This window comes from Pseudomonas sp. XWY-1 (genome assembly GCF_002953115.1).
In the GTDB taxonomy this organism is placed as follows: domain Bacteria; phylum Pseudomonadota; class Gammaproteobacteria; order Pseudomonadales; family Pseudomonadaceae; genus Aquipseudomonas; species Aquipseudomonas alloputida.
Genome location: NZ_CP026332.1, coordinates 4,904,167 through 4,929,898 on the forward strand (window position 1 = coordinate 4,904,167; position 25,732 = coordinate 4,929,898).

The following is a 25,732-nucleotide window of genomic DNA, read 5'->3' on the forward strand; positions in this document are numbered from 1 at the left end:
CGGGCGTGCCCGCGAAGGGCTGCCGCGCAGCCCAAACAGCATCAATGCAGGATCTGGCTGAGGAACAACTTGGTCCGATCACTGCGCGGCCGGTCGAAGAAGTCATCCGGCGCGGCCTGCTCCACAATCTCGCCCTTGTCCATGAAGATAACCCGGTTCGCCACGGTACGGGCAAAGCCCATTTCGTGAGTCACGCAGAGCATGGTCATGCCATCCTCGGCCAGGCCCACCATGGTATCGAGCACTTCCTTGACCATTTCCGGGTCCAGTGCCGAGGTCGGCTCGTCGAACAGCATGATCTTGGGCTTCATGCACAACGCGCGGGCAATGGCCACACGCTGCTGCTGGCCGCCAGACAACTGGCCAGGGTACTTGTGTGCCTGCTCCGGAATCCGCACACGCTCCAGGTAGTGCATGGCAATTTCCTCGGCCTTGCGCCGTGGCATCTTGCGCACCCACATCGGCGCCAGGGTGCAGTTCTCCAGGATGCTCAGGTGCGGGAACAGGTTGAAGTGCTGGAACACCATGCCCACCTCGCGGCGGATGGCCTCGATCTGCTTGAGGTCGTTGGTCAGTTCCACGCCATCGACCACGATGCGCCCTTGCTGGTGCTCTTCCAGGCGGTTAAGGCAGCGGATGGTGGTGGACTTGCCCGAGCCGGACGGCCCGCACAGCACGATGCGTTCGCCCTGGCGCACGTTCAGGTTGATGTCCTTGAGCACATGGAACTGGCCGTACCACTTGTTCACACCCTGCATCTGGATGATGCCTTCGGGGCCAGCAGGCTGCTTGATCGCTTCACTCATTTCGAAACTCCTAACGCTTGTGGCCAGTGTCCAGCTTGCGCTCCAGATGCATGGAGTAGCGGGACATACCGAAACAAAAAATCCAGAACACCAGGGCGGCGAACACGTAGCCCTCGGTGGCCATGCCCAACCAGGCGGGGTCTGCGGCTGCTTGCTTGACGCTGTTGAGCAGGTCGAACAGGCCGATGATGATCACCAGGCTGGTGTCCTTGAACAGGGCAATGAAGGTGTTGACGATGCCGGGGATCACAAGCTTCAGCGCCTGCGGCAAGATCACCAGCCCCATCGAGCGCCAGTAGCCAAGGCCCATGGCCGCGGCGGCTTCGTACTGGCCCTTGGGGATGGCCTGCAGGCCGCCGCGCACCACCTCGGCGATATACGCCGACTGGAACAGGATCACACCGATCATCGCCCGCAGCAGCTTGTCGAAGCTCATGCCTTCTGGCAGGAACAACGGCAGCATCACCGACGACATGAACAGTACGGTGATCAGCGGTACGCCCCGCCAGAACTCGATGAAGGTTACGCACACCACTTTCACGGCCGGCATCCTCGAACGCCGGCCCAGTGCCAGCAGGATGCCCAGCGGCAAGGCGCCGACGATGCCCACGGTGGCGATCACCAGGGTCAGCATCAGCCCGCCCCACTGGCTGGTCGGTACGCTTTCCAGGCCCAGATACCCCCCGTGCAGCAGGGTGTAGGCCAGCACCGGGTACAGCACCAGGAAGCCCAGGCCGTAGAAGGCCTTACGCGGGAAACGCTTGATGAACAGCGGCGCGGCGCCGAGCACGGCAAGCCACACGGTCAGGTCCACACGCCAGCGCAGTTCAGTCGGGTAATAGCCGTACATGAACTGGCCAAAGCGCTGCTGCACGAACACCCAGCAGGCGCCTTCCTTGGTGCAATCGGCACGCGTGGTGCCAACCCAGTTGGCATCGATCAACGCCCACTGCAGTAACGGCGGCACGATCAGCCACACCAGGTAGATGGCGAACAGGGTCAACAGCGTGTTGAGCCAGCTGGAGAACAGATTGGCACGCATCCATGCGAGCACGCCGACGGTTTTCACCGGTGGCGGCATATCGGGTTTGAAAACATGGGCATTCACGGGCGTATCCTCACCGCTCGATCAGCGCAATGCGCTTGTTGTACCAGTTCATCAGCAGCGAAATGCTGATGCTGATGGCGAGATAGACACTCATGGTGATGGCGATCACCTCGATGGCCTGGCCGGTCTGGTTGAGCACGGTACCGGCGAACAGCGAGACCATCTCCGGGTAGCCGATACCGGCCGCCAGCGAAGAGTTCTTCGCCAGGTTCAGGTACTGGCTGGTCAGCGGCGGAATGATCACCCGCAGTGCCTGGGGGATGATCACCTTGCGCAGGGTCGGGCCCTCGCGCAGGCCCAACGAGCGAGCCGCTTCGGTCTGGCCATGACTGACCGAACGGATGCCGGAGCGCACGATTTCGGCGATGAAGGCTGCCGTATAGATAGTCAGCGCCAGGGTCAGCGCCAGCAGCTCGGGGATCAGCACCCAGCCCCCGACGAAGTTGAAGCCCTTGAGCTGCGGCATGTCCCAAGTTACCGGGCTGCCGAACAAGAGCACGCTCAGGCTCGGAATGGCGAGAAACAGCAGCAGCCCCGCCCAGAACTTGTGGAACGGCACGCCGGTCTCGTTGAAACGCTTGTTGGCGTAGCGCACCATCAGGGCAATAGCGGCAATGGCCAGCGCCAAAGCCACCACAAATGGCCAGAAGCCATCGGCCATGGACGCGCCAGGCATGTTCAAGCCACGGTTGCTGATGAAGAACATGTCCTCGATGTTGATGCTGCCCCGCGGTCCCGGCAGGGTCAGGAACACGGCGAAATACCAGAACAGGATCTGCAACAACGGCGGAATGTTGCGGAAGGTTTCCACATAGACGGTCGCCAGCTTGTTGATCATCCAGTTCGGTGACAGGCGAGCCACACCGATGATGAAGCCCAGTATCGTCGCCAGAATGACGCCGATGAAGGTCACCAACAGCGTATTGAGCAGGCCGATGACGAACACCCGCGCATAACTGTCGGATTCCACATAAGGGATCAGGTGCTGGGCGATACCGAAGCCGGCACTGCGGTCGAGGAAGTCGAAGCCCGAGGTGATGCCCCGGTGTTGCAGGTTGGTTTGCGTGTTGTGGAACAGGTACCAGCCCAGGCCGACCACGAAGACGATCGTGAGGATCTGGAACAGCCACGCGCGCACACGCGGATCGTTAAGGGACAAGCCCTTGGGTGCGCCGATTTGATTTTGCATGAAGTGCCCCGGACAGTAGGGATTCGAACAGCCTGCGGCGGCGGGATGCCGCCGCAGGGTGCAGCCATCAGCGCACTGGAGGCGCGTACTGGATGCCGCCGTTGTTCCACAGGGCGTTCATGCCACGGTCGATCTTCAAGTCAGTGCTCTGGCCCAGGTTCTTCTCGAACACTTCGCCATAGTTACCCACTTGCTTGACGATCTGCACTACCCAGTCTTTGGGCAGCTTGAGGTCCTTGCCATACTCGCCATCCGCACCCAGCAGTCGGGCGACATCCGGGTTCTTGGTGGCCTTGGCCTCGGCCTCGACGTTCTTGGAAGTGATGCCCGCCTCTTCGGCATTGAGCATGGCGAACAGGGTCCACTTGACGATGCTGAACCACTCCTCGTCGCCTTTACGCACTACCGGGCCCAGCGGTTCCTTGGAGATGGTTTCCGGCAACACCACGTATTCGGTCGGCGCGGCCAGTTTGGAGCGCTGGGCGAACAGTTGCGATTTGTCCGAAGTCAGCACGTCGCAACGGCCAGACTCCAGCGATTTGGCGCTCTCGTCAGAGGTGTCGAAGGTAATCGGGGTGTACTTCAGGCCATTGGCGCGGAAGAAGTCCGAGACGTTCAGCTCGGTGGTGGTACCGGCCTGGATGCAGATGGTCGCGCCATCGAGCTCTTTGGCGCTGGAAACGCCGAGCTTCTTGTTGACCAGGAAGCCGACGCCGTCATAGTAGGTGACACCCGCGAACACCAGGCCCATGCCGGCATCGCGCGAGCTGGTCCAGGTGGTGTTACGCGACAGCACGTCGACCTCACCCGACTGCAGGGCAGTGAAGCGTTCCTTGGCGTTGAGCTGGCTGAACTTGACCTTGGTGGCATCGCCGAACACGGCGGCGGCCACGGCACGGCAGACATCGGCATCGATGCCGACGATCTTGCCCTGCGCATCAGGTACCGAGAAGCCTGGAAGACCGTCGCTCACGCCACACTGGACGAAGCCCTTCTTCTTTACCGCATCGAGGGTGGCGCCGGCCTGGGCAGTGCTCACGGCGCCCAGCGCGGCGGCAGCGGTCAGGACTGCCAGGGTGGTTTTCAACATCTTCATTCACAACCTCCAAATCGCTCTTGTTGTATCGAGCCGGAATTGCACCGCACCCTTTTGAGGCGTATCCGACCCGTATTGGCTTGTTATTGGGTCAATTGGCGCAATGGACTGTTCTGTGACAGCCTTCGCGTGCAGAGGGTGTTACCGTCACGGCCTGCCCTTTGCATCACAGGTGTAGTTGCAAACCGCGTACCAAATTTTCTGGCTGTAGCGTTTAAGCGCTCGTCAAGTAGGAAAAGTTGTATCGTTGCGACATTCTTTTTCCGACAATCATTTCCGGTGCTTTCTTTTCACGCACGCCATAACAAGACCCGCACACTTTCGGAGCAGTCATGACCAACCCGCTGATTCTCGAACCACAGAAAACCGCTGACGCCTGTGTGATCTGGTTGCACGGTCTGGGGGCCGACCGTTACGACTTCCTACCTGTGGCCGAATTCATGCAGGAGCGCTTGCTCAGCACACGCTTCATCATGCCCCAGGCACCGACCCGCCCCGTGACCATCAACGGCGGCTATGCCATGCCCAGCTGGTATGACATCAAGGCCATGACCCCGGCCCGTGCCATCGACGAAGCGCAGCTGGAAGAATCTGCCGAGCAGGTGGTTGCCCTGATCAAGGCCGAGCAGGCCAAAGGCATCGACCTGTCGCGGATCTTCCTGGCCGGCTTCTCCCAGGGCGGTGCGGTGGTGCTGCACACTGCCTATATAAAGTGGCAGGAAGCACTGGGCGGGGTGATCGCCCTGTCCACCTATGCCCCCACCTTCAATGACCAGCACCAGTTGAGTGCCTGCCAGCAACGCACCCCGGCCCTGTGCCTGCATGGCGTGCATGACTCGGTGGTCATCCCGTCCATGGGCCGTACCGCCTTCGAGTACCTGAATACCTGGGGCGTCGCTGCCCGCTGGTACGAATACCCGATGGAACACGAAGTGGTGGTCGAAGAACTGAACGATATCCACGACTGGCTGAGCAAGCAGCTGCAATAGGCAGCCTCGCTTGTAGTTGTGGGCGTATTCCGCTACGCCGCGCCCGGATCTTGCATTACACTGCCCGGCGTACATTCCTTAATCAGTTGATGAGACGACCGTGCTCAAAGCACTCAGAAAAATATTCGGCAAGGGAGAGGCCGCGCCACAAGCCGCCGCTCCTGCTGCCAGCGTGACGCCGGAAGCCCAGCACGCGGCAAAACCGGCCGCACCACATGCCAACCCCGCCCCCAAGGCCGAGCAACCTGCCGCCGCGACGCCACCTGCCGAACAACCGGCCAAGGACAAACCGCGCCGCGAACGCAAGCCCAAGCCACAGGCCAGCCTGTGGAAGCCCGAAGACTTTGTGGTCGAGCCACAGGAAGGCAAAACCCGCTTCCACGACTTCAAGCTGTCCAACGAGCTGATGCACGCCATCCACGACCTGGGCTTCCCGTACTGCACGCCGATCCAGGCGCAGGTCCTGGGTTACACCCTGCGTGGCCAGGACGCCATCGGCCGGGCCCAGACGGGTACCGGCAAGACGGCCGCCTTCCTGATCTCGATCATTTCCCAGTTGCAGCAGACGCCACCGCCTAAAGAGCGCTACATGGGCGAGCCGCGCGCGCTGATCATCGCGCCCACCCGCGAGCTGGTGGTGCAGATCGCCAAGGACGCCGCTGCCCTGACCAAGTACACCGGCCTGAACGTGATGAGCTTCGTCGGTGGCATGGACTTCGACAAACAGCTCAAAGCCCTGGAAGCGCGCCACTGCGATATCCTGGTGGCTACCCCGGGCCGCCTGCTGGACTTCAACCAGCGCGGCGAAGTGCACCTGGACATGGTCGAGGTGATGGTGCTTGACGAAGCCGACCGCATGCTCGACATGGGCTTCATCCCCCAGGTCCGCCAAATCATTCGTCAGACACCGCCGAAAAGCGAGCGCCAGACCCTGCTGTTCTCCGCCACCTTCACCGACGATGTGATGAACCTGGCCAAGCAGTGGACCACCAACCCGGCCATCGTCGAGATCGAGCCGGAGAACGTGGCCAGCGAAACGGTGGAGCAGCACGTGTATGCGGTGGCCGGCAGCGACAAGTACAAACTGTTGTACAACCTGGTGACCCAGAACAAGTGGGAACGGGTGATGGTGTTCGCCAACCGCAAGGACGAAGTGCGGCGCATCGAGGAAAAGCTGGTACGCGACGGTATCAATGCGGCCCAGCTGTCGGGCGACGTGCCGCAGCACAAGCGCATCCGAACCCTGGAGAGCTTCCGCGAAGGGCGCATCACCGTGCTGGTGGCCACCGACGTGGCCGGGCGCGGGATCCATATCGATGGCATCAGCCACGTGATCAACTTCACCCTGCCGGAAGACCCTGACGACTACGTGCACCGCATTGGCCGTACCGGCCGTGCCGGCACCAGTGGTGTATCGATCAGCTTTGCCGGTGAGGATGACTCGTATCAGCTGCCGGCGATCGAAGCGCTGCTGGGGCGCAAGATCAAGTGCGAGATGCCACCGGATGAACTGCTCAAGCCGGTGCCGCGCAAGCATCACTGACCTTCAGCGGGCTACATGCGCCCTGTGGGAGCGGCCTTGTGCGGCCCAATCGCCACACAAGCCCCCCCTGTAGGAGCGGGTTTACCCGCGAATACGGTAGTGGCGGCAACGGTGAACGGCGGGTGGAGATTGGCCAGCAGGCCCGGCCCTTTCGCGGGTAAACCCGCTCCTACAGGCGACCGGTGGCGCCTTGATTACCAGCGCCCCGCCGCATCCTGGTCACTCTGCCGCCCCTCCACCCACCTTGGCCCTTCCTGGGTATTCTCCTTCTTCCAGAACGGCGCCCGGGTCTTCAGGTAGTCCATGATGAAGTTGCAGGCATCGAACGCCGCCTGCCGATGGGCACTGGCCACCCCCACGAACACAATCGGTTCGCCCGGCTCCAGCGCACCGATGCGGTGCAGCACCTCCACCTTCAATAGCGGCCAACGCTGCTCGGCCTCGACCACGATCTTGGCCAGGGCCTTTTCGGTCATGCCCGGATAGTGTTCGAGGAACATCCCCGCCACTTCGCGGCCATCGTTGAAATCCCGCACATAGCCGACAAAACCGACCACCGCGCCCACGCCCACATTGGCTGCATGCATGGCATTGGTCTCAGCCCCCGGGTCGAACGCGCCTTCCTGCACTCGCACAGCCATGTTCAGCCTCCGGTCACCGGCGGGAAGAACGCCACTTCATCGCCCTCTTCCAGCGGTTCATCGAGCTTGCACAGCTCTTCGTTGCGCGCGCACATCAGGTTCTGCTCGGCCAGCACTTCATACTGCCCGCCCTTGGCTACCAAGGCCTGGCGCACATCATCGAGCACCTTGAACGCCCCCTCCACCCGCTCGGCATCCACGCCCAACAGTTCGCGGTAACGGGCGAAGTACATCACCTTGACCTTCATCACGCCTCCACCTTGTAATGGCCACTCTTGCCACCGAGTTTTTCCAGCAGGCGCACCTGCTCGATGACCATACCTTTATCCACAGCCTTGCACATGTCATAGATCGTCAGCGCGGCCACGCTGGCGGCGGTCAGCGCCTCCATCTCCACACCGGTCTGCCCGGCCAGCTTGCAGCGGGCGACGATACGCACGGCATCCTGCCCCTCGGCGCTGAGCTCGACCTTGACGCTGGTGAGCATCAGCGGGTGGCACAGCGGAATCAGGTCGCTGGTTTTTTTCGCCGCCTGTATCCCGGCAATGCGCGCCACGGCGAACACGTCACCCTTGGGGTGTTCACCGTCGACGATCATCTGCAAGGTCTGCGGCAACATGCGCACCCGCGCCTCGGCGGTAGCCTCGCGCTCGGTCACGGCCTTTTCAGTGACGTCGACCATGTTGGCCCGCCCCTGGGAATCAAGATGTGTCAGCACTGCTCTGCTCCTGTGAAGGGAACCCAAAGTTTAAACCTGTAGGTCAGGTTTTTGCAGAAAAAATTCGCCTTTGAGAATCGCACGTAACCTGTGAAAAAACATTCAAGACTATGGATGTTCGTTAGTGCGTAAAGAACATTCAACCTCATGAAATAAAAGCACTTATTACCACGGAAAACTCCTACCCTTCTCGTAGAACTTTCCTACACCTCCACGCGATTGACTTTCAATGCATGGAAATTATTCTTACCTACGAAGTCAATCAGACTTCCACAACCAAACGAGGAACTAACAATGAAAAAAATCACATTGCAGAGCCACCTCAGTGCTTTGTCCAACAATGCCTATCATATCCTTGTTGCTCGATTTGATCATGTACAAGCGTTGGTAGACTAAACCCACAACCTGGGCAGTGCGCGGCTGCCCAGGACTTAATGAAATGAAAACGAGCAGATAATGAAAAAATACAAGATCAATGAAGACGTCATTTTTACGATTAAAAAAGGCGTATTCGCACTATGGAATTTGACAAATGGCGAGCAATACCAAATTTACGACCATAAATATCTCGATAGGATTTACGAATTAACAACATTTTCGGAGCCCCGAGCCGCCGTTGACAATATCGATGAAGACCTTATAGATGCCGGCATCCTAGAGTTAGCAACGACAAAAACCGATTTTGAAAAACCACAACAATGGGGATGGGACGAAATCGCAAAAATATTCCATTTAGGCACTAAACACAATTTCCCCTGCGACCTCTCCAAGGATTCAGAAAACCCAGAGGCTGCCTATGTTGACTTTTGCGAAAGTATCGCAGCCAACATGCCTTCGATTCACATAGAGCGAGATGGAGCCATAACAAACTTACCAAACCCAAGTTTACTGCAGCTTGAAGCATCACTATTGAACACATTAAAAAATAGAAAAACCAGCCGCCACTTTAAAAACATAGAAACCGACGTACATATTGTTTCCGACTTACTATTCGCGACCTTTGGCAAGTTCCACGGTGACACTCATGAAGACGCATTAGCCAGACGTGGAATCAAAACTATTGGCTATAGGCGCTCTTCACCTAGCGCTGGATGCCTGCAAGCCACTGAAGCTTATCTGATTGCACTCAATGTAAAGGGGCTACAGAAAGGTATTTACCATTACAGACCACAAGACCATTCACTGTCCCTCGTTAAGCATGACATTGTCGACCTGAGTAAAACATTATGCCATCAGACATTCGCAACAGAGGCATCCTTCCTGATTGTAATGACGTCTAGATTTGACAAGCTCTGGTGGAAATATCCTCATTCAAGAGCCTACCGCTCCGCTCTACTGGACGTTGGCCATCTTTCTCAGACCTTCAACTTATCCGCAACCGCGTATAAGTTAGACACATGGCTCAGCGGATACTTTATCGACGACATGCTTAACAAACTGTTGGAGGTAGACGGTATAAACGAACACTCCATCTTCGTCATGGCTAGCGGCGCTGGCTATTCAGACCCTATATCTCCAAATATGCAAAAACTAATTTAGGAGCTAGGCGTGTTATATGAACGATAGCCAACAGCACTGCGAAGCCTCCGAAATCGAACGGAAAAAAGGTGATGATTTTTTCATCAATCAACATCTTAGCCTTGCAGCAGACGCTTATAAGAAAAGCCTCGAACTCGACAACCATAACATTAAGACACTTAACAATCTCGGCGCCCTTCACGAACAACTTGGAGAAATAGAAAGGTCCACCGAGCTATATAGAAGAGCCTGCTCGCTACTAAATAGCGGAACAAAGAATGCTGACATTTACTACAAAAATCTGGCTCGTGCATGCACTACTACAAAAGATATATCACTGGGTATCTGGGCATACGAAAAAGCTATAGAGACAGAAGGCAACGCTTGCTATGAGACCGCAGTGAAATATCTCGACCTGCTATCCAACGCTTACGTAAGCAGCCACAACAGGAGGACACTAATAACTCTAGAAAAAATTTACACGATCGAAAAAATTGACCTTGAATTATTGTCACACCTTTACTATAGAAATCTACTGACAGAGTCAACAGTAGATACATCCCTCCCCTATTGGCCTTCTATACTGGCAACGCATCTTTTCGAAAAGGAATTTTCACTTCAACTTCTAACCACCCACATCATAACCAATCCTATACTTGAAATATTACTTGAGCGATCGAAAGCACACTTAGCTCAGATCGATAAAAAAAATAACATGTTGCTTTCCACAGTTATTGACGCTCAACATCACTTATCGCAACACGCTTTCAACACAGACCGGAGTGAGTTCAACCAATTCATTTCAAACAAACAGACCACATCAAAATTAGCTATCCAAAAACCGAGAGGACAAAACCGCTCACTTAATAAGCTTGTCCACAAAGCCTCTTTAGACCCTCTAAGGTCATTCTACGAATCAAACCCTTATCCTAAGTGGACATATTTACCAAATCACACACCTGGCACGATTTATGATTACCTTTATAGAACCGGGTTAAACAATAAAAAAAATCCTTCGCGCAAGATTAAGATACTCATTGCCGGTTGCGGTACTGGCCGCCATGCAATTCAGATGGCTCTCAACTATCCAGACGCTGAAATATATGGAATAGACATAAGCTTATCAAGCCTGAGATATGCAAATTTCATGAAACAAAATCACAACATTGAAAACGCCAAGTTCATACACTGCAGCATATTCGACATAGCAAATCTCAAAATAAAGTTTCACATAATTGAGTGCATTGGAGTCTTACATCACTTTAAGCAACCTCATAAAGGCATCAAACCTTTATTAATGGCACTCCATAAAAACGGAATTCTAAAACTAGGCCTTTATAGCAAAATAGCCAGAACCCCCATTGACACATTAAAAAACAAATGCACCGAACATAACATAACGTACTCTCCAAAAAATCTCACAGCAATCAGAAGGCTTGCGGTCACTCAACATCCAGAAGAGCTGGAGAGCATCATCTGGTCGAGAGACTTTTACTCTCACCAAGGGTGCATGGATCTCTTATTCAACCCCCATGAAGATAATTATACCCTAAAAAGAATCTATGACCTCCTTCAAACCTACAATCTAGACTTCTGTGGGTTCGAAAACAATTTAATTCAAGCCCCCTCCTTTACTAAATTCAATAGTAGAACAGACTTGAAATCCCTCCTGCGGAAGTGGCACTTATTCGAAGAAACAAACCCCACAACATTTTCAAACATGTACCTATTCTGGGTTAAACCAAGGAATAACCATGCGAATCCTAAGCTATAACATCGGTCACGATGGTCAGATTTGTCTAATTGAAAACGGCAATTTAATATTCAGTTACGAAGCTGAAAAAAACAGCAATCCGCGGTACTCAGCCAATTCCCCTAGCGACCTATTAAAAGCTCTTACAACGATCAACAATGAATATGATGCGATCGCTGTAAGTGGGTGGGCGAAGGGACATGACCCACGAAATAGTCCGATCGACGGGGGATACCTTGGGCTAGACTACAATATCGAACAAAACAGCAATACGACATCAATATACTGCAGCCACGAACTTTCGCACATCATATGTTCTTACGCACTATCAAAACACGCTGACATCAGTGACTGTTATGTTCTTTTATTGGAAGGCTTTATTGGCAACCTCTACTACATCAACAAAGACCTACATGTACAACTCCTTCAAAATATTATTCAAAGCCCTGGCCTTAGATACTCCTTCGCATTTGGAATTGCTGACCCTCACTTCAACCTTCCTAAAGGATATTGCCGCCTGGGTGACGCTGGAAAAATGATGGCGCTTGCTGGTCTTGGTGAAAATTCTCAAACGAGCAGCGACGAACAACACATGCTCGACTATCTAATCAATTGTTCCTCTCCGATAGATACTTTTTGTAAAGCAGACTTTATAACCTCTAAATACTATAATATAGGGCCGCACACTCAACCCTTCTGCAATCTTGCAAGAAAAATATCCAACACATTATTCGAGCATATAAAGTCAAAAACACTACCACACATAACAAAGAGAATCCCATTATTAATTTCTGGCGGGTGTGGATTGAACTGCGACTGGAACAAACAATGGGAAGATTGCGGCTTGTTTTCGGATGTTTTCGTACCTCCATGCACTAATGACACCGGTGTGGCTATCGGGGCAGCTGCGCTTGCGCAAAAACTTTTGACTGGACGATGCGGCCTAAACTGGAGCGTCTACTCGGGTCAGCCTTTCTTACATAATCGAAGTTCTACTAGCTCCTCCTACAATTCATCCTCACTCCAACTCCATATAATTTGTAAAAAAATTCTTGCAGGTGAAATAGTCTGCTGGGTGCAAGGGCGTTGTGAAATCGGGCCGAGAGCGTTAGGAAACCGCTCGATTTTGGCATCCCCGTTCTCTAAAGTCACCACTCAAAAACTGAACAAAATAAAAAAAAGAGAAGATTACCGACCTGTAGCTCCCATTTGCTTAGAGCAAGATGCTCCGCTGCATTTCGAAGACTGTAAAATTAGCAAATATATGCTGTCATTCTACAAAGTTATTAATACAAGACTCCAAGCTATTACTCACGCAGACGGCACCGCTCGTGTTCAGACCGTAGCCTATGAGGATAACCCCACACTCTACACCCTCTTAGCGACATTTAAAAAAATTAGTGGCATCGGTGTCTTATGCAATACATCACTCAACTTCAGTGGTGCAGGCTTCATCAACAATAGATCTGATTTAGAGAAATTCTGCACGAACAACGATATTTCTACATTCGTCATTGACGACATGATGTATACAAAAGCGGAGTAATGATAATGCAAAGGTTGGCAACCAGCCAGTATTTCTACCTGTACGGAATACGGCTATGTAGCTCTGCTACCGTATGGCTTGACTTTATTCTAATATTTTCTACGCTCACTTTTATATTTAATGCACAAGCACAAACTTTAGCACTTGCGGCAGCGCTTTATGGCCTGCCCTCGCTCATATTGGGCCCATACATTGGATCATTACCAGACCGCTATTCACCACGCGCAATAGTAGCAGTCAGTTTTTGTATTAGAGCAATTACCGCGACCTGTCTTTCACACGCTGTAGATTTGAATATATTTTTATTCTTTATAACCCTAAAGGGCCTATCAAACTTAGGTTCAACTCCAGCTGAGATCGTACTAACAGCTAGGCTATTACCCCCTGAAAGCATAATAAAAAACACGTCACTAGTTAGTATCACTGATCAGACCATAAAAATAATAGCACCACTTGCCGCTGGATTATCAATCAACTGGAGCAATAGTACTTACGGCTTCTTAATTTCTGCAGCCATCAGCATCAATGGATTGTTTTTTGTCTGGCTATTGAAGTCAGGAGATATACACACCGGTAGACGCGGAAAAACAAAACAACAATCCAACCTACGCGAGGTGATCAATTTTTTTGTCTCTCAGACGACTGTTCAAGCATTTCTATTATGCATGCTTATTCAATCGACGGCCTTGGGCATCTATGACTCTCTGCTAAGCCTTTTTATGAAGGAGCTGAGTTTAAGCTCTACTTCTTTCGGTCAAGTAGTGAGCGCGACGGCAATCGGGGGGATTATTGCTGGACTTGCTTTCCCCAGACTTTACCGACGACATTTTTTAGTTTGTGCGACAGTCGCCTCATCAATTTTTGGCGTTTGCTTATGCATTGTAGCCATTGCGGGTTTAAATCCTGAAATAGTTAAACCTCACTCATTCCCGATTCTCTTTCTGATCGCAGGCTTTGCTTATGGACTCACCTCTCAAGGTTTCACTTCCACTCTCCAAATTAAATGCCCAAGTAAAATTCTAGGAAGAGCATTTTCCACTGCGAGAAGCTGTTCAATTTCCTTATTCATTGTCCTGCCAGCCGCAGGCGCATGGTTAGCAGGCATAACGAGTACAGCCAGCGTCATCATGACAGCTGGATTGCTGACACTCATCAGCGCTGGCATTTTACACATCTACTATCTAGCACATGAAACACTCGGTGCCTCGTAAAAAGTTGCAAGCCTGTAAACAGGCTTGCAACTGAGAGCATCACTCTTACAAATGCGACTCGGCGTACTCGGCCAGCACCGAGCGAGGCACGCCCTGCAGGGTGATGTGCACGCCGTGGGGGAAGTCCTTGAAGCGCTCGGTCAGGTAGGTCAGGCCCGAGCTGGTCGCGGACAGGTAGGGGGTGTCGATCTGCGCCAGGTTGCCCAGGCAGACCACCTTGGACCCGGAGCCGGCACGGGTGATGATGGTTTTCATCTGGTGCGGCGTCAGGTTCTGGCACTCGTCAATCAGGATCAGGCTCTGCTGGAAGCTGCGGCCACGGATGTAGTTCAGCGACTTGAACTGCAGCGGCACGCGCTCAAGGATGTATTCGACGCTGCCATGGGTGCTTTCGTCATCCATGTGCAAAGCTTCGAGGTTGTCAGTGATGGCGCCCAGCCACGGCTCCATCTTCTCTGCTTCGGTACCCGGCAGGAAGCCAATCTCCTGGTCCAGCCCCTGCACGCTGCGGGTGGCGATGATGCGCCGGTAGCGCTTGCTGACCATGGTCTGCTCGATGGCCGCAGCCAGTGCCAGGATGGTTTTACCGGAGCCGGCGGCGCCGGTCAGGTTCACCAGGTGGATATCCGGGTCCAGCAGGGCAAACAGCGCCAGGCTTTGGTGAATGTCGCGTGGTTTCAGGCCCCAGGCTTCCTGGTGCAGCAGCGGCTCCTGGTGCAGGTCGAGCAGCAGCAGTTCGTCGTCACGAATGCCCTTGATCCACCCGACGAAGCCCTGCTCATCGATGATGAACTCATTGACGTGCACGGCTGGCAGGTTGTCGATCATCTGCACCCGATGCCAGGTGCGGCCGCGCTCCTGGCGGGTATCGACCTTGCTCACGCGGTCCCAGAACGAGCCGGTGACCGAATGGTAGCCCTTGGACAGCAAGGACACGTCATCGACCAGTTGGTCGGTGCTGTAGTCCTCAGCGGCTATACCGCAAGCGCGCGCCTTCAGGCGCATGTTGATGTCTTTGGTGACCAGCACGACATCCAAGTCGGTGCGCCGGGCCCGGACTTCGAGCAACTGGTTGATGATGATGTTGTCGTTGAGGTTTTCCGGCAGCAGCTTGTTCGGCTCGTTGCGCGGGGTCATCAGGATGGACAGGAACCCCTTGGGGCCACTCTTGTTGCGCTGGATCGGTACGCCCTGCTCGACATCGCTGGGCGAAGCGTCACCGAGGGTCTGGTCTATCAGGCGGATGGCCTGGCGGCATTCGGCGGCGATACTCTGTTTGCCGGTCTTGAGCTTGTCGAGTTCCTCCAGCACCGTCATCGGGATGGCGACATGGTGCTCCTCGAAGTTCAGTAACGCGTTAGGGTCGTGAATCAGGACGTTGGTATCGAGCACATACAGGATTGGCTTGCTGGAGGAAGGGTTGCGTCCTTGGTCATCCATACTCGGTCACCTTATGTCGAAGCCACACGGCGTGGTCTGTTACGCCGCAGAGTGACTGCCGCTGTCCCCGTATCCGCGTTGTTACGGGCGGGAAGCGAACCTGGCTAGGTGGGCCTGGATGACGCCACCTGTGCTGCAGGAATCGGCTGTCTGGTTTCTTCATACCGCAAAAACCATGACCGAAAAAAGCACTTTTACGCATTTTTGAAGTTTATTTTTCCGATTGACGAAGAGGCCTTGGCGCCACCGTCAGAGGGGACTACGCTCAGAAGTCATACCCTCTATTCGCGGTATCCATATTCCCGGCAATCCTCCCAGCCGATGCCGCTTTGCGCGGTATTGCGCAGCAGCCAATCCACCGCCGGCTGCGCCTTGGGAAGGCTGTCATGAAACTGGATCACGCCCTTGCGCCACAACAGCATCAGGGTCAATACGCGCTGTGCGGATGCCTCTGCGCTCAATGCACCGTCATCCTGGGCATCGATGTCCCACAACGATACCCGCAACTGCTGGCGGACCATGAACGCCTCGCCGTCAGCCCGGCGCTGGCCATAAGGTGGGCGGAACAGCGGCAGGTACTGCTCGGGCAGATCAGCCTGCACCCGCGCCTGGCTGCGCCGCAGCGAATCCTGCCAGTCGGTCCACTGCGCATGGGAGCGGTATTCCCACCCCTGGATACCCACGCACTGCCCGTCATAGAGCTGGCGCAAGGCGTTTGCCGCCGCGCCATCACGGCGTTGCTGCAAGCGGTTACCGAGCGTGAAGAACGTGCCTTCGAGCTTTTGTCGGCGCAGGTAGTCGGTGAGTAGATCCGTACTGCCCCCCTCGGGCCCGGGCCCGCCGACAAAGGTCAGCAGGAACATGCGGTCGTTCAGTTCGTCACCCTTGCGCTCACGCGAAGACAACCGCTCGATTTCGCTGCTGGTCTGCGGCAGCAACGCCGCCTTGCGCAGTTGCTCATCCAGGTAGCGGACATGGAACTGGTGGCTCGGCTCGATCCAGCCGGTATAGAACGCACCGACATCGGCAGCGAACGTCGCCGCTTTTGTGCGCAACTCCGCCATGGACGTAACCGGGTAGCAGAATGATGCATCCTGCTCACAGCTGCGCTGCGCCTGTTGATACCCCTCCCACAACCGCTGCCACATGCGCGCCCGAACCTGGCGCACCTTCTGCAGGTTGATCTGCCGCAACCCCAGCCGGGCCGCCAGGCTTGCGTCATCCAGCAACTCGCTTTCGTGCAGCGCTTGAGCGAACGAAAGGATTTCTGCCCGAGAGGCCACATCGAACAGCGCCGGGCTGTCCAGCTGTTCGGGCCACAGGCTGCGGTCCAGGCTGACCTGGGGTGAAGGGGCGGCTTGCACGGCCAGGCTCAGCAGGCCGGCCAGCAAGGCAGAAGCAATGCGCACAGTGGAAGGCTCCGCAACGGCAAAACGCGAACTATAGCGCCTGCACCGACCATGGGCTGTGACTATCGTCGCCATAGTTTGGACTTGTACCGCCCACCCCGTAGAATCCTCGGCCAACGATGCCAGGAGCCGACCCGATGCTGACGGTGATTTCCCCCGCCAAGACCCTCGACTACGACACCCCGCCAGTGACCGAGCGTTTCACCCTGCCCCAGTACCTGGATGAATCCCAGGCCCTGATCCAGCAGCTGCGCGAACTGTCGCCGGCGCAGATCAGCGAGCTGATGCACCTGTCCGACAAGCTCGCCGGCCTGAATGCTGCGCGCTTTGGCAGCTGGACCCCAGACTTCACCCCGGCCAATGCCAAGCAGGCGCTGCTGGCGTTCAAGGGTGACGTGTACACCGGCCTCGATGCCGAGAGCCTGAGTGAAGACGACTTCAGCTACGCTCAGGGCCACCTGCGCATGCTCTCGGGCCTATATGGCCTGCTGCGCCCGCTCGACCTGATGCAGCCCTACCGCCTGGAGATGGGCACCAAGCTGGCCAACGCCCGCGGCAAGGACCTGTACGCCTTCTGGGGCACGCGCATCAGCGAATGGCTGAACCAGGCCCTGGTCGACCAAGGCGATGACGTGCTGTTGAACCTGGCCAGTAACGAGTATTTCAGTGCAGTGAAACGCAGTGCACTGAAGGCCCGGGTGATCAACGTCGACTTCAAGGACCAGAAAAACGGCCAGTACAAGATCATCAGCTTCTACGCCAAGAAAGCCCGCGGCATGATGAGCCGCTTCGTCATCCAGCAGCGCATCAGCACCCCGGAACAGCTCAAGCAGTTCGATGCTCAGGGGTACTACTACAGTGCCGAGCAGTCCAAGCCGGACCATTTGGTGTTCCTGCGCGATCACCCCTCGGAGTGACCCTGCCCCTTCACGGCCAAACCCGCTCTTACAGGTAATGCGCTACCTGTAGGAGCGGGTTCACCCGCGAAGAGGCCAACAGCCATGCCCCCCTCTCGCCCTGCAACAGGGCACGCTGCAAACCACCACAACGCCATTAAACCGACGCCAAAAATCCAGCACGCCCGCCTTTATCGCCAAACGCCATAAGACCGTTCATACCTTTTTTGACGAATTCTGAAAAAATTTTTCAGATGCTGGCATAAAAATATCTCGCAACAGTTACGTCCTTTATACACGGGGGTGAAACACCCGAGTGCTATCAATTTGAAACTGTCCGCAACTGAATAAATATTTAGAAATCTTTCATTCGGGCGAAACTGGCTCAGGAACTTCTACCAAAGCCAATCGCTCATAGTGCCGTAACGATTGTCCTGCCTACGGGCTGTGAGAGATGACTTACAGATGACAGCGGCGGGTATCCACTGCCCGCCATAAGAAATTCGACAGGTATCACGGAACCCCCCGAAGACCTTGTCCATGCAGGAGAGACGCGTCCCTTACAAATCGTCCTAGTGGTTGATTTCAAAGGATTTATTCACTTGAAAAAACAAGCACAGCAACGCGCCAAGTAGCGCATTGCAATAAAGACGGCTGCATTTCAGGGCACGTTTTTTAATGAATGGCTATTGAGTGCCAACTTTGAGTGCATAACTTTTTGCGCTCCGGATTTATTTTGCCTGCGCTCGGCGAAGTGTGCATTCGCCATGGATCCGTGCGCCCGAAAACTGTTGTTAATCAACCCAGCCCGGCTCTCTGCGGAGGCGTCGGCGTGATAAACACATGAGGTGATAGCGATGCGTATCAGCATCTTTGGTTTGGGTTATGTGGGTGCAGTCTGTGCAGGCTGCCTGACGGCGCGTGGCCATGAAGTGATCGGTGTGGACGTGTCCAGCACCAAGATCGACCTGATCAACCAGGGCAAGTCGCCCATCGTCGAACCTGGCCTGGAAGCACTGCTGCAACAGGGCATCGCCAATGGCCGTCTGCGCGGCACTACCGACTTCGCCGAAGCCATCCGTGCCAGCGATGTGTCGATGATCTGCGTGGGCACCCCCAGCAAGAAAAACGGCGACCTGGGCCTGGAGTACATCGAGTCCGTGTGCCGCGAAATCGGCTACGTGCTGCGTGACACCACCCGCCGTCACACCATCGTGGTGCGCAGCACCGTGCTGCCTGGCACCGTCAAGAACGTGGTCATCCCGATCCTCGAAGACTGCTCGGGCAAGAAGGCCGGCGTCGACTTCGGTGTGGCGGTCAACCCGGAATTCCTGCGTGAAAGCACCGCCATCAAGGACTACGACCAGCCCCCGATGACGGTCATCGGCGAACTGGACAGCGCCAGCGGTGACATCCTCCAGGCCCTGTACGAAGAACTCGACGCCCCGGTCATCCGCAAGCCGATCGAAGTGGCCGAGATGATCAAGTACACCTGCAACGTATGGCACGCCACCAAGGTCACCTTCGCCAACGAAATCGGCAACATCGCCAAGGCAGTGGGCGTCGATGGCCGCGAAGTGATGGACGTGGTCTGCCAGGACAAGGTCCTCAACCTGTCCCAGTACTACATGCGCCCTGGCTTTGCCTTCGGCGGCTCTTGCCTGCCCAAGGACGTACGCGCCCTCACCTACCGCGCCGCCAGCCTCGATGTCCGTGCACCGCTGCTCGACTCGCTGATGCGCAGTAACGAATCGCAGGTGCAGAACGCCTTCGAGCTGATCGAAGCCCACGACAAGCGCAAGGTCGCCCTGCTGGGCCTGAGCTTCAAGGCCGGCACCGACGACCTGCGCGAAAGCCCGCTGGTAGAACTGGCCGAGCGCTTGATCGGCAAGGGCTACCAGCTGGACATCTACGACGAGAACGTCCAGTACGCCCGTGTTCACGGCGCCAACAAGGACTACATCGAGTCGAAGATCCCGCACGTGTCGTCGCTGCTCAACGCCAACTTGCAGCAGGTGATCGACAACGCCGACATCATCGTCCTCGGCAACCGTGACGAGCAGTTCCGTGCGCTGGCCCTGCAAGCGCCAGCCGGCAAGCAGGTGATCGACCTGGTCGGCTTCATGAACAAACCGACCAGCACCACCGCCCGTACCGAAGGCATCTGCTGGTAAGTGCCCGGCCGGGCAGCGATGAGGCACTCGACAAGATCCGCCTCCTCGCTGCCCACCCTTTCCCGAATTCTCGACGGATGCTGAACATGCAAAGGCTCCAGACAGTGCTGTTGCAGTGCGCCGGGTGGCTGCTCTACATGAGCCTGCTCATGCTGATCGCCCTGGCCCTGCCAGCTGATATCTTCGACTCGCAGTCGAAGCACTTCATCTTCCTGGTCGGCGCAGTCGGCATCTGGCGCTACTCCATGGGCGCCACCCATTTCATCCGCGGCATGATCTTCCTCTACGGCGTGTACCCGTACCTGCGCCGCAAGGTGCAGAAAATGGGTAATGCCACCGACCCGTCGCATGTCTACCTGATGGTCACCAGCTTCCGTATCGAAGCGCTGACCACCGCCCAGGTGTACAGCTCGGTGATCCGCGAGGCGATCAACTGCGGCTTCCCCACCACCGTGGTCTGCTCGCTGGTGGAAATGTCCGATGAACTGCTGGTGAAGAGCCTGTGGGCCAAGTACAACCCACCGGCCCACGTGAAGCTGGACATCGTGCGTATCGCCGGTACCGGCAAGCGCGATGGCCTGGCCTACGGCTTCCGCGCCATCTCGCGCATGCTGCCGGACGAGAACGCCGTGGTGGCGGTGATCGACGGTGACACCGTGCTGGCCGACGGCGTGGTGCGCAAGACCGTGCCGTGGTTCAAGCTGTTCCCCAATGTGGGCGGCCTGACCACCAATGAATTCTGCGAAGTGCGCGGCGGCTACATCATGAGCGAGTGGCACAAGCTGCGCTTCGCCCAGCGCCACATCAACATGTGCTCGATGGCCCTGTCCAAGCGCGTACTGACCATGACCGGGCGCATGTCGATGTTCCGCGCCAGCGTGGTGACCAACCCCGAGTTCATCGCCGACGTCGAAAGCGACTCGCTGATGCACTGGCGCCTGGGCCGCTTCAAGTTCCTTACCGGGGACGACAAGTCCAGCTGGTTCAGCCTGATGCGCCTGGGCTACGACACCTTCTACGTGCCGGACGCCGCCATCAACACGGTCGAGCATCCGCCGGAAAAAAGCTTCCTCAAGGCCAGCCGCAAGCTGATGTACCGCTGGTACGGCAACAACCTGCGGCAGAACTCACGGGCATTGGGCCTTGGCCTGCGTCGCCTGGGGCTGTTCACCAGCATCGTGTTGTTCGACCAGCGCGTGTCGATGTGGACCAGCCTGCTGGGCCTGACCGTGGCGGTGATCGCCAGCCTCAAGTTCGGCATGGCCTTCTTGCTGGTGTACCTGCTGTGGATCGGCATTACCCGCCTGATCCTCACCATCATGCTGCTGTGCTCCGGCCACAACGTAGGCCCGGCCTACCCGCTGATTCTCTATTACAACCAGATCATCGGCGCGCTGATGAAGATCTACGTGTTCTTCCGCCTCGACAAGCAGTCGTGGACGCGTCAGCCCACTGCCCTCAAGCGTGACCTCGCCAGCTTTCAACAATGGTTCAACACCTGGTCCTCGCGGACCATGACCTTCTCGGCTGCCAGCATCTTCGTTGCTGTGCTGTTCATGGTCGTGTGAGCCCAACCCGGATCGGATCTAACAGGAACAAACCACCATGAATACCGCCGTGAACGTCAATGTCGTGCATGAGTCCGAAGCCCAGCGCCAACACGCCCGGGTACGCATTCCCGCCAAGCTGCGGTTCCTGGACGCCCAGCGCCAGGTCCACGAAGTCAAGGTCGAAGACCTTTCTGCCGGCGGCCTGAGCTTCCACGCCAAGCAACCGCAGTCGGTGGGCGATGTGCTGCGCGGGCGCCTGCAGTTCGTGGTCGACAACCTGGGCCTGTCGATCGACATCGAGTTCCAGGTGCGCTCGTACAACCCGGACAATGGCCGTATCGGTGCGCAGTTCCAGAACCTTGAACCTCGCGACATCGCCACGTTGCGGCACATCATCACCAGCCACCTGTCGGGTGAGCTGATCAGCATCGGCGACGTACTCAGCACCCTGCAGCGCGACAACTTCACCAAGGCGCGCAAGCAGAAGGACGGTGGATCGGGCCTGAGCGCCTTCGGCCGCTTCAAGGCAGTCACCGTCACACTGGGCGTGTTCGTGGTCGGCGTTGCGGCCTTCGGCTTCGTCGCCAAATCGTTGTATGGCATGTATTTCGTCAGCCACGCCGAAGCCGGTGTGGTCGCAGTGCCGACCACCAACGTCACCATGCCGCGCGACGGTACCGTGAGCAGCCTGGTCGAAAGCGGTGGGCAGATCGCCAAGGGCGCGCCATTGGCCAGCTTCACCACCAGCATGCTGGACATGCTCAAGGGCAACCTTGAAGACGCACAGCTGGAGCCGGCGAAGATCGAGGAACTGTTCGGCAAGCAGCTGTCCGGCACCCTCACCAGCCCTTGCGATTGCGTGGTCGCGCGCCAGTTGGTGGACGACGGCCAGTACGCCGCCAAGGGCCAGCCAATCTTCCAGCTGATCCCACGCACCACCACCCCGATGGTCGAGGCGCGCTTCAGCTACCGCCAGTTCGACGAGGTCAAGCCGGGTACCCGGGTCAACTTCCAGGTGGCCGGCGAAGACGAAGTGCGCACCGGTCAGATCGTCAGCAGCACAAGCCTCAACAGCGAAGACCTGTCCTCCGACATCCGCGTGCAGATCAAGCCAGACAGCGGCCTGCCAGCCGAACTGGCCGGCCGCCCGGCCTCGGTCAACAGCGACCGTGGCCCATCGCTGAACTGGCTGATCGACAAAGCCGTGGCCCGTGGCCTGTGAGGGACGGACAATGATCTCTGATACCTACAAGGTCCGCGTGAACCTGGGATTGTGTGCACTGGCCGCCGCCATCACGTTGGCCGGCTGTGCCGGCCTGCCCGACCAGCGCCTGGCCAACGAGGCCATGAAGCGCGGTGATACGGCATTGGCCGAGCGCAACTACAAGGCGCTGGCCGACCTGGGCTACAGCGAAGCGCAAGTCGGCCTGGCGGACATCAAGGTGGCCACCCGCGACCCCTCGCAAATCAAGGAAGCCGAGGCCACCTATCGCGCTGCGGCCGCCACGTCGCCACGCGCCCAGGCACGCCTTGGCCGCCTGCTGGTGGCCAAGCCGGACAGCACCCAGGCCGAACGTGAGGAAGCCGAAACCCTGCTCAAGCAGGCCGCGAAACAGGGCCAAAGCAATACCCTGATTCCGCTGGCAATGCTCTACCTCAGCTACCCGCAGAGCTTCCCCAAGGTCAACGCGCAGCAGCAGATCGACCAGTGGCGCGCCGCCGGCAACCCGGAAGCGGGCCTGGCCCAGGTGCTGCTGTACCGCACCCAGGGCACCTATGACCAGCACCTGGGTGAAGTGGAAAAGATCTGCAAGGCCGCGCTGAACACCACCGACATCTGCTACGTCGAACTGGCCACCGTGTACCAGAAACGTGGCCAGGCCGATCAGCAAACCGCCCTGCTCGGCCAGCTGAAATCCGCCTATGCCCGTGGCGCCGTACCGGCCACCCGGGTTGACAGCGTGGCCCGGGTGCTGGCCGATCGCAGCCTTGGCCAGACCGACGAAAAAACCGCCAAGGAGTTGCTCGAGCAAATAGCCCCGGCCAACCCGGCGTCCTGGGTCAGCCTGGCACAGCTTGTATACGACTTCCCCGAACTGGGCGACACCGACCAGTTGATGGCCTACATCGACAAAGGCCGCGAAGCTGAACAGCCACGCGCCGAACTGCTGCTGGGCCGCCTGTACTACGAAGGCAAAACCCTGCCAGCCGACGCTCAAAAAGCCGAGCAGCACCTGCAAGCCGCTGCCGAAGCCGGTGAGATCAGCGCCCATTACTACCTGGGCCAGCTTTACCGCCGCGGCTACCTGGGCAATGTCGAGCCGCAGAAAGCCGTCGACCACCTGCTGGCCGCCGCCCGTGGCGGGCAGAACAGCGCCGACTATGCCCTGGCCCAGCTGTTCAGCGAGGGCCACGGCATCCGCCCGCAACCGGGCAACGCCTGGGTGTTCGCCCAGCTGTCGCAGGCCAACCCGACGCCGCAATCAGCCGAACTGCTGCAGCAGCTCGACCAGCAACTGACACCTGACCAGCGCAACCAGGCCCAGCAACTGCTGGACCAGGAAAAGCGTGCACGCGGCAGCCTGGCGCAGGGCGCGAATAGCACCCTGGCCCTCGAAGCCCTGCAAGACGACGAAAAAGAAGTAGACGGTGAGGACTCGCTATGACGCTCAATCCCTTCGTGAAAGCCGGCATCGGCCTGAGCTTCGCCCTGCTGTGGTCCTGCCCGACCCTGGCGGAAATGACCGCTGAAAAAAACTTCGGCCTGGACGTGAAAATCACCGGCCAGTCGGAAGACGACCGTGACCTGGGCACCCGCTCTGGCGGCGACGTCAACGGCCTGGGCCTGGATCTGCGCCCGTGGGTGTACGGCGAGCGCGGTAACTGGAGTGCCTACGCCATGGGCCAGGCGGTCGCTGCGACCGACACCATCGAAACGGACACCTTGCGCCAGAATGACGACGGCACCAGTACCGACACCGGCGACGACAGCCGTCAACCAGACAAAAGCTACCTGGCCATGCGCGAGTTCTGGGTCGGCTACAGCGGCCTTACCGCCTACCCCGGCGAGCAACTGCGCTTCGGTCGCCAGCGCCTGCGCAGCGACGATGGCATGTGGCGCGATACCAACATCGAAGCGCTGAACTGGACCTTCGACACCACGCTGCTCAAGGCCGACCTTGGCGTAGCCCAGCGTTTCAGCGAATACCGCACCGACCTCACCGAACTGGCGCCGGAAGACAAGGACCGCACCCACATCTACGGCAACGTCGCCACGCAGTGGACCCCTGGCCACTGGGTTGGCCTGCGCGCTCACCACACGCATGACAGCGGCAGCCTGAAGAGCCCCGGCGAAACGGTCGACGCGCTGGACAAGACCCGCACTGGCGACCTTACCTGGCTGGGTCTGGAGGCCAACAGCGACGCCTACAACTGGCGCAACGACCACACCGTGAATTACTGGGGCAGCGTCACCTGGCTGACCGGTGACCGCGACAAGCTGAGCACCCAGCAGGTGGGTGACGATCAGGTCGCCAGCGGCAAGCAGAGCGGTGACGTCAACGCCTGGGCAACCGACCTCGGTATCCGCCTGCGCCTGGACCCGCAATGGCAGGTCGGCGCTGCCTACGCCCGCGGTAGCGGCGGCGGCGGCGATGACGGTTCCAACAACTTCGAGCAGACCGGCCTGGAGAGCAACCGCTCCAACTTCACCGGCACCCGCTCGCGCGTGCACCGCTTCGGCGAAGCCTTCCGCGGCGAGCTAGGCAACCTGCAGGCCGCCACCCTGTTCGCTTCGTGGCAGCTGCGTGACGACTATGACGCCAGCCTGATCTACCACAAGTTCTGGCGTGTCGACGGTAACCAGAACATCGGCTCCAGCGGCATCAACGCGGTGGTCGACGACAACGGCGTGAACCGTCAGCTGGTCGACGGCGAGAAGGACCTTGGCCAGGAAATGGACGTGGTCGTGACCAAGTACTTCAAGCAAGGCCTGCTGCCGGCTTCGATGAGCCAGGCAATCGACGAGCCGTCAGCCCTGGTGCGCCTGCGTGCCGGTGTATTCAAGCCGGGCGACGCCTACGGCAAGGAAACGGACTCGTACATGCACCGCGCCTTCGTCGACGTCATCTGGCGCTTCTGAGGCC

General features: G+C 57.3%; 21 protein-coding genes. 12 read left to right on the forward strand and 9 right to left on the reverse strand.

Annotated elements, in window-relative coordinates; all coding sequences use genetic code 11:
* Positions 1 to 41: 41 nt before the first annotated feature.
* From PRJ_RS22960 to PRJ_RS22975, 4 genes are all read right to left on the reverse strand, one after another.
* Positions 42 to 806 (reverse strand): amino acid ABC transporter ATP-binding protein, encoded by a 765-nt coding sequence (locus tag PRJ_RS22960; RefSeq protein WP_003251792.1) that lies wholly within the window; start codon positions 804 to 806, stop codon positions 42 to 44.
* A gap of 10 nt (positions 807 to 816) precedes the next feature.
* Positions 817 to 1,914: an amino acid ABC transporter permease gene (locus tag PRJ_RS22965; protein ID WP_010952426.1), complete on the reverse strand. Its 1,098-nt coding sequence runs from the start codon at positions 1,912 to 1,914 to the stop codon at positions 817 to 819.
* A 10-nt stretch (positions 1,915 to 1,924) separates the two neighbouring features.
* On the reverse strand, positions 1,925 to 3,103 hold the full coding sequence (locus PRJ_RS22970; RefSeq protein ID WP_104962525.1) for an amino acid ABC transporter permease: 1,179 nt from the start codon (positions 3,101 to 3,103) through the stop codon (positions 1,925 to 1,927).
* A 67-nt stretch (positions 3,104 to 3,170) separates the two neighbouring features.
* On the reverse strand, positions 3,171 to 4,199 hold the full coding sequence (locus PRJ_RS22975; RefSeq protein WP_010952424.1) for an amino acid ABC transporter substrate-binding protein: 1,029 nt from the start codon (positions 4,197 to 4,199) through the stop codon (positions 3,171 to 3,173).
* A 332-nt stretch (positions 4,200 to 4,531) separates the two neighbouring features.
* Between PRJ_RS22975 and PRJ_RS22980 the strand changes: the two genes are divergently transcribed.
* Both PRJ_RS22980 and rhlB read left to right on the forward strand, forming a co-directional pair.
* Complete coding sequence (locus PRJ_RS22980) at positions 4,532 to 5,188, forward strand: alpha/beta hydrolase (protein WP_104962526.1); 657 nt, start codon at positions 4,532 to 4,534, stop codon at positions 5,186 to 5,188.
* A 100-nt stretch (positions 5,189 to 5,288) separates the two neighbouring features.
* Entirely contained in the window at positions 5,289 to 6,731 is a 1,443-nt protein-coding gene (gene rhlB / locus PRJ_RS22985) for an ATP-dependent RNA helicase RhlB (protein WP_104962527.1), read from the forward strand.
* A gap of 194 nt (positions 6,732 to 6,925) precedes the next feature.
* On the opposite strand, the gene moaE is transcribed toward rhlB, so the two are convergent.
* From moaE to moaC, 3 genes are read right to left on the reverse strand one after another with little or no spacing between them, the layout of a single operon-like run.
* Positions 6,926 to 7,372: a molybdopterin synthase catalytic subunit MoaE gene (gene moaE, locus PRJ_RS22990; protein WP_010952421.1), complete on the reverse strand. Its 447-nt coding sequence runs from the start codon at positions 7,370 to 7,372 to the stop codon at positions 6,926 to 6,928.
* A 2-nt stretch (positions 7,373 to 7,374) separates the two neighbouring features.
* Complete coding sequence (gene moaD, locus PRJ_RS22995) at positions 7,375 to 7,620, reverse strand: molybdopterin converting factor subunit 1 (RefSeq protein ID WP_003251777.1); 246 nt, start codon at positions 7,618 to 7,620, stop codon at positions 7,375 to 7,377.
* On the reverse strand, positions 7,620 to 8,090 hold the full coding sequence (gene moaC / locus PRJ_RS23000; RefSeq protein WP_003251775.1) for a cyclic pyranopterin monophosphate synthase MoaC: 471 nt from the start codon (positions 8,088 to 8,090) through the stop codon (positions 7,620 to 7,622). Before moaC ends, moaD begins: the two co-directional genes overlap by 1 nt.
* A 456-nt stretch (positions 8,091 to 8,546) precedes the next feature.
* Between moaC and PRJ_RS23005 the strand changes: the two genes are divergently transcribed.
* The 4 genes from PRJ_RS23005 to PRJ_RS23020 are packed head-to-tail and all read left to right on the forward strand — an operon-like array spanning position 8,547 to position 14,118.
* The gene (locus tag PRJ_RS23005; RefSeq protein WP_104962528.1) at positions 8,547 to 9,629 is read left to right on the forward strand and encodes a SagB/ThcOx family dehydrogenase; all 1,083 of its coding nucleotides are present in this window, start codon (positions 8,547 to 8,549) and stop codon (positions 9,627 to 9,629) included.
* 16 nt (positions 9,630 to 9,645) lie between these two features.
* Positions 9,646 to 11,382 (forward strand): class I SAM-dependent methyltransferase, encoded by a 1,737-nt coding sequence (locus PRJ_RS30460; protein WP_256597878.1) that lies wholly within the window; start codon positions 9,646 to 9,648, stop codon positions 11,380 to 11,382.
* Positions 11,363 to 12,907, forward strand: a complete 1,545-nt coding sequence (locus tag PRJ_RS23015; protein ID WP_104962529.1) for a carbamoyltransferase C-terminal domain-containing protein — start codon at positions 11,363 to 11,365, stop codon at positions 12,905 to 12,907. The genes PRJ_RS30460 and PRJ_RS23015 overlap by 20 nt, the downstream gene beginning before the upstream one ends.
* 5 nt (positions 12,908 to 12,912) lie before the next feature.
* Positions 12,913 to 14,118 (forward strand): MFS transporter, encoded by a 1,206-nt coding sequence (locus PRJ_RS23020; RefSeq protein WP_158682572.1) that lies wholly within the window; start codon positions 12,913 to 12,915, stop codon positions 14,116 to 14,118.
* Positions 14,119 to 14,163: 45 nt separating this feature from the next.
* Here the strand turns inward: PRJ_RS23020 and PRJ_RS23025 are convergent, their stop codons facing one another.
* Complete coding sequence (locus PRJ_RS23025; protein ID WP_003251772.1) at positions 14,164 to 15,558, reverse strand: PhoH family protein; 1,395 nt, start codon at positions 15,556 to 15,558, stop codon at positions 14,164 to 14,166.
* A 281-nt stretch (positions 15,559 to 15,839) separates the two neighbouring features.
* Complete coding sequence (locus tag PRJ_RS23030) at positions 15,840 to 16,967, reverse strand: polysaccharide deacetylase family protein (RefSeq protein ID WP_104962531.1); 1,128 nt, start codon at positions 16,965 to 16,967, stop codon at positions 15,840 to 15,842.
* 137 nt (positions 16,968 to 17,104) lie between these two features.
* Between PRJ_RS23030 and yaaA the strand changes: the two genes are divergently transcribed.
* The 6 genes from yaaA to PRJ_RS23060 all read left to right on the forward strand — a co-directional run bounded on the left by yaaA (position 17,105) and on the right by PRJ_RS23060 (position 25,728).
* Positions 17,105 to 17,884 (forward strand): peroxide stress protein YaaA, encoded by a 780-nt coding sequence (gene yaaA / locus PRJ_RS23035; protein WP_104962532.1) that lies wholly within the window; start codon positions 17,105 to 17,107, stop codon positions 17,882 to 17,884.
* Positions 17,885 to 18,720: 836 nt separating this feature from the next.
* Positions 18,721 to 20,037: a nucleotide sugar dehydrogenase gene (locus PRJ_RS23040; RefSeq protein ID WP_004577139.1), complete on the forward strand. Its 1,317-nt coding sequence runs from the start codon at positions 18,721 to 18,723 to the stop codon at positions 20,035 to 20,037.
* An 86-nt stretch (positions 20,038 to 20,123) separates the two neighbouring features.
* Positions 20,124 to 21,605 (forward strand): glycosyltransferase family 2 protein, encoded by a 1,482-nt coding sequence (locus PRJ_RS23045; RefSeq protein WP_003251762.1) that lies wholly within the window; start codon positions 20,124 to 20,126, stop codon positions 21,603 to 21,605.
* Positions 21,606 to 21,642: 37 nt separating this feature from the next.
* Positions 21,643 to 22,809 (forward strand): PilZ domain-containing protein, encoded by a 1,167-nt coding sequence (locus PRJ_RS23050; protein WP_070384331.1) that lies wholly within the window; start codon positions 21,643 to 21,645, stop codon positions 22,807 to 22,809.
* 10 nt (positions 22,810 to 22,819) lie between these two features.
* Complete coding sequence (gene algK, locus PRJ_RS23055) at positions 22,820 to 24,253, forward strand: alginate biosynthesis TPR repeat lipoprotein AlgK (RefSeq protein WP_104962533.1); 1,434 nt, start codon at positions 22,820 to 22,822, stop codon at positions 24,251 to 24,253.
* Positions 24,250 to 25,728, forward strand: coding sequence for an alginate export family protein (locus tag PRJ_RS23060; protein ID WP_104962534.1), 1,479 nt, complete (start codon positions 24,250 to 24,252; stop codon positions 25,726 to 25,728). Before algK ends, PRJ_RS23060 begins: the two co-directional genes overlap by 4 nt.
* The last annotated feature ends 4 nt before the right edge of the window (positions 25,729 to 25,732 follow it).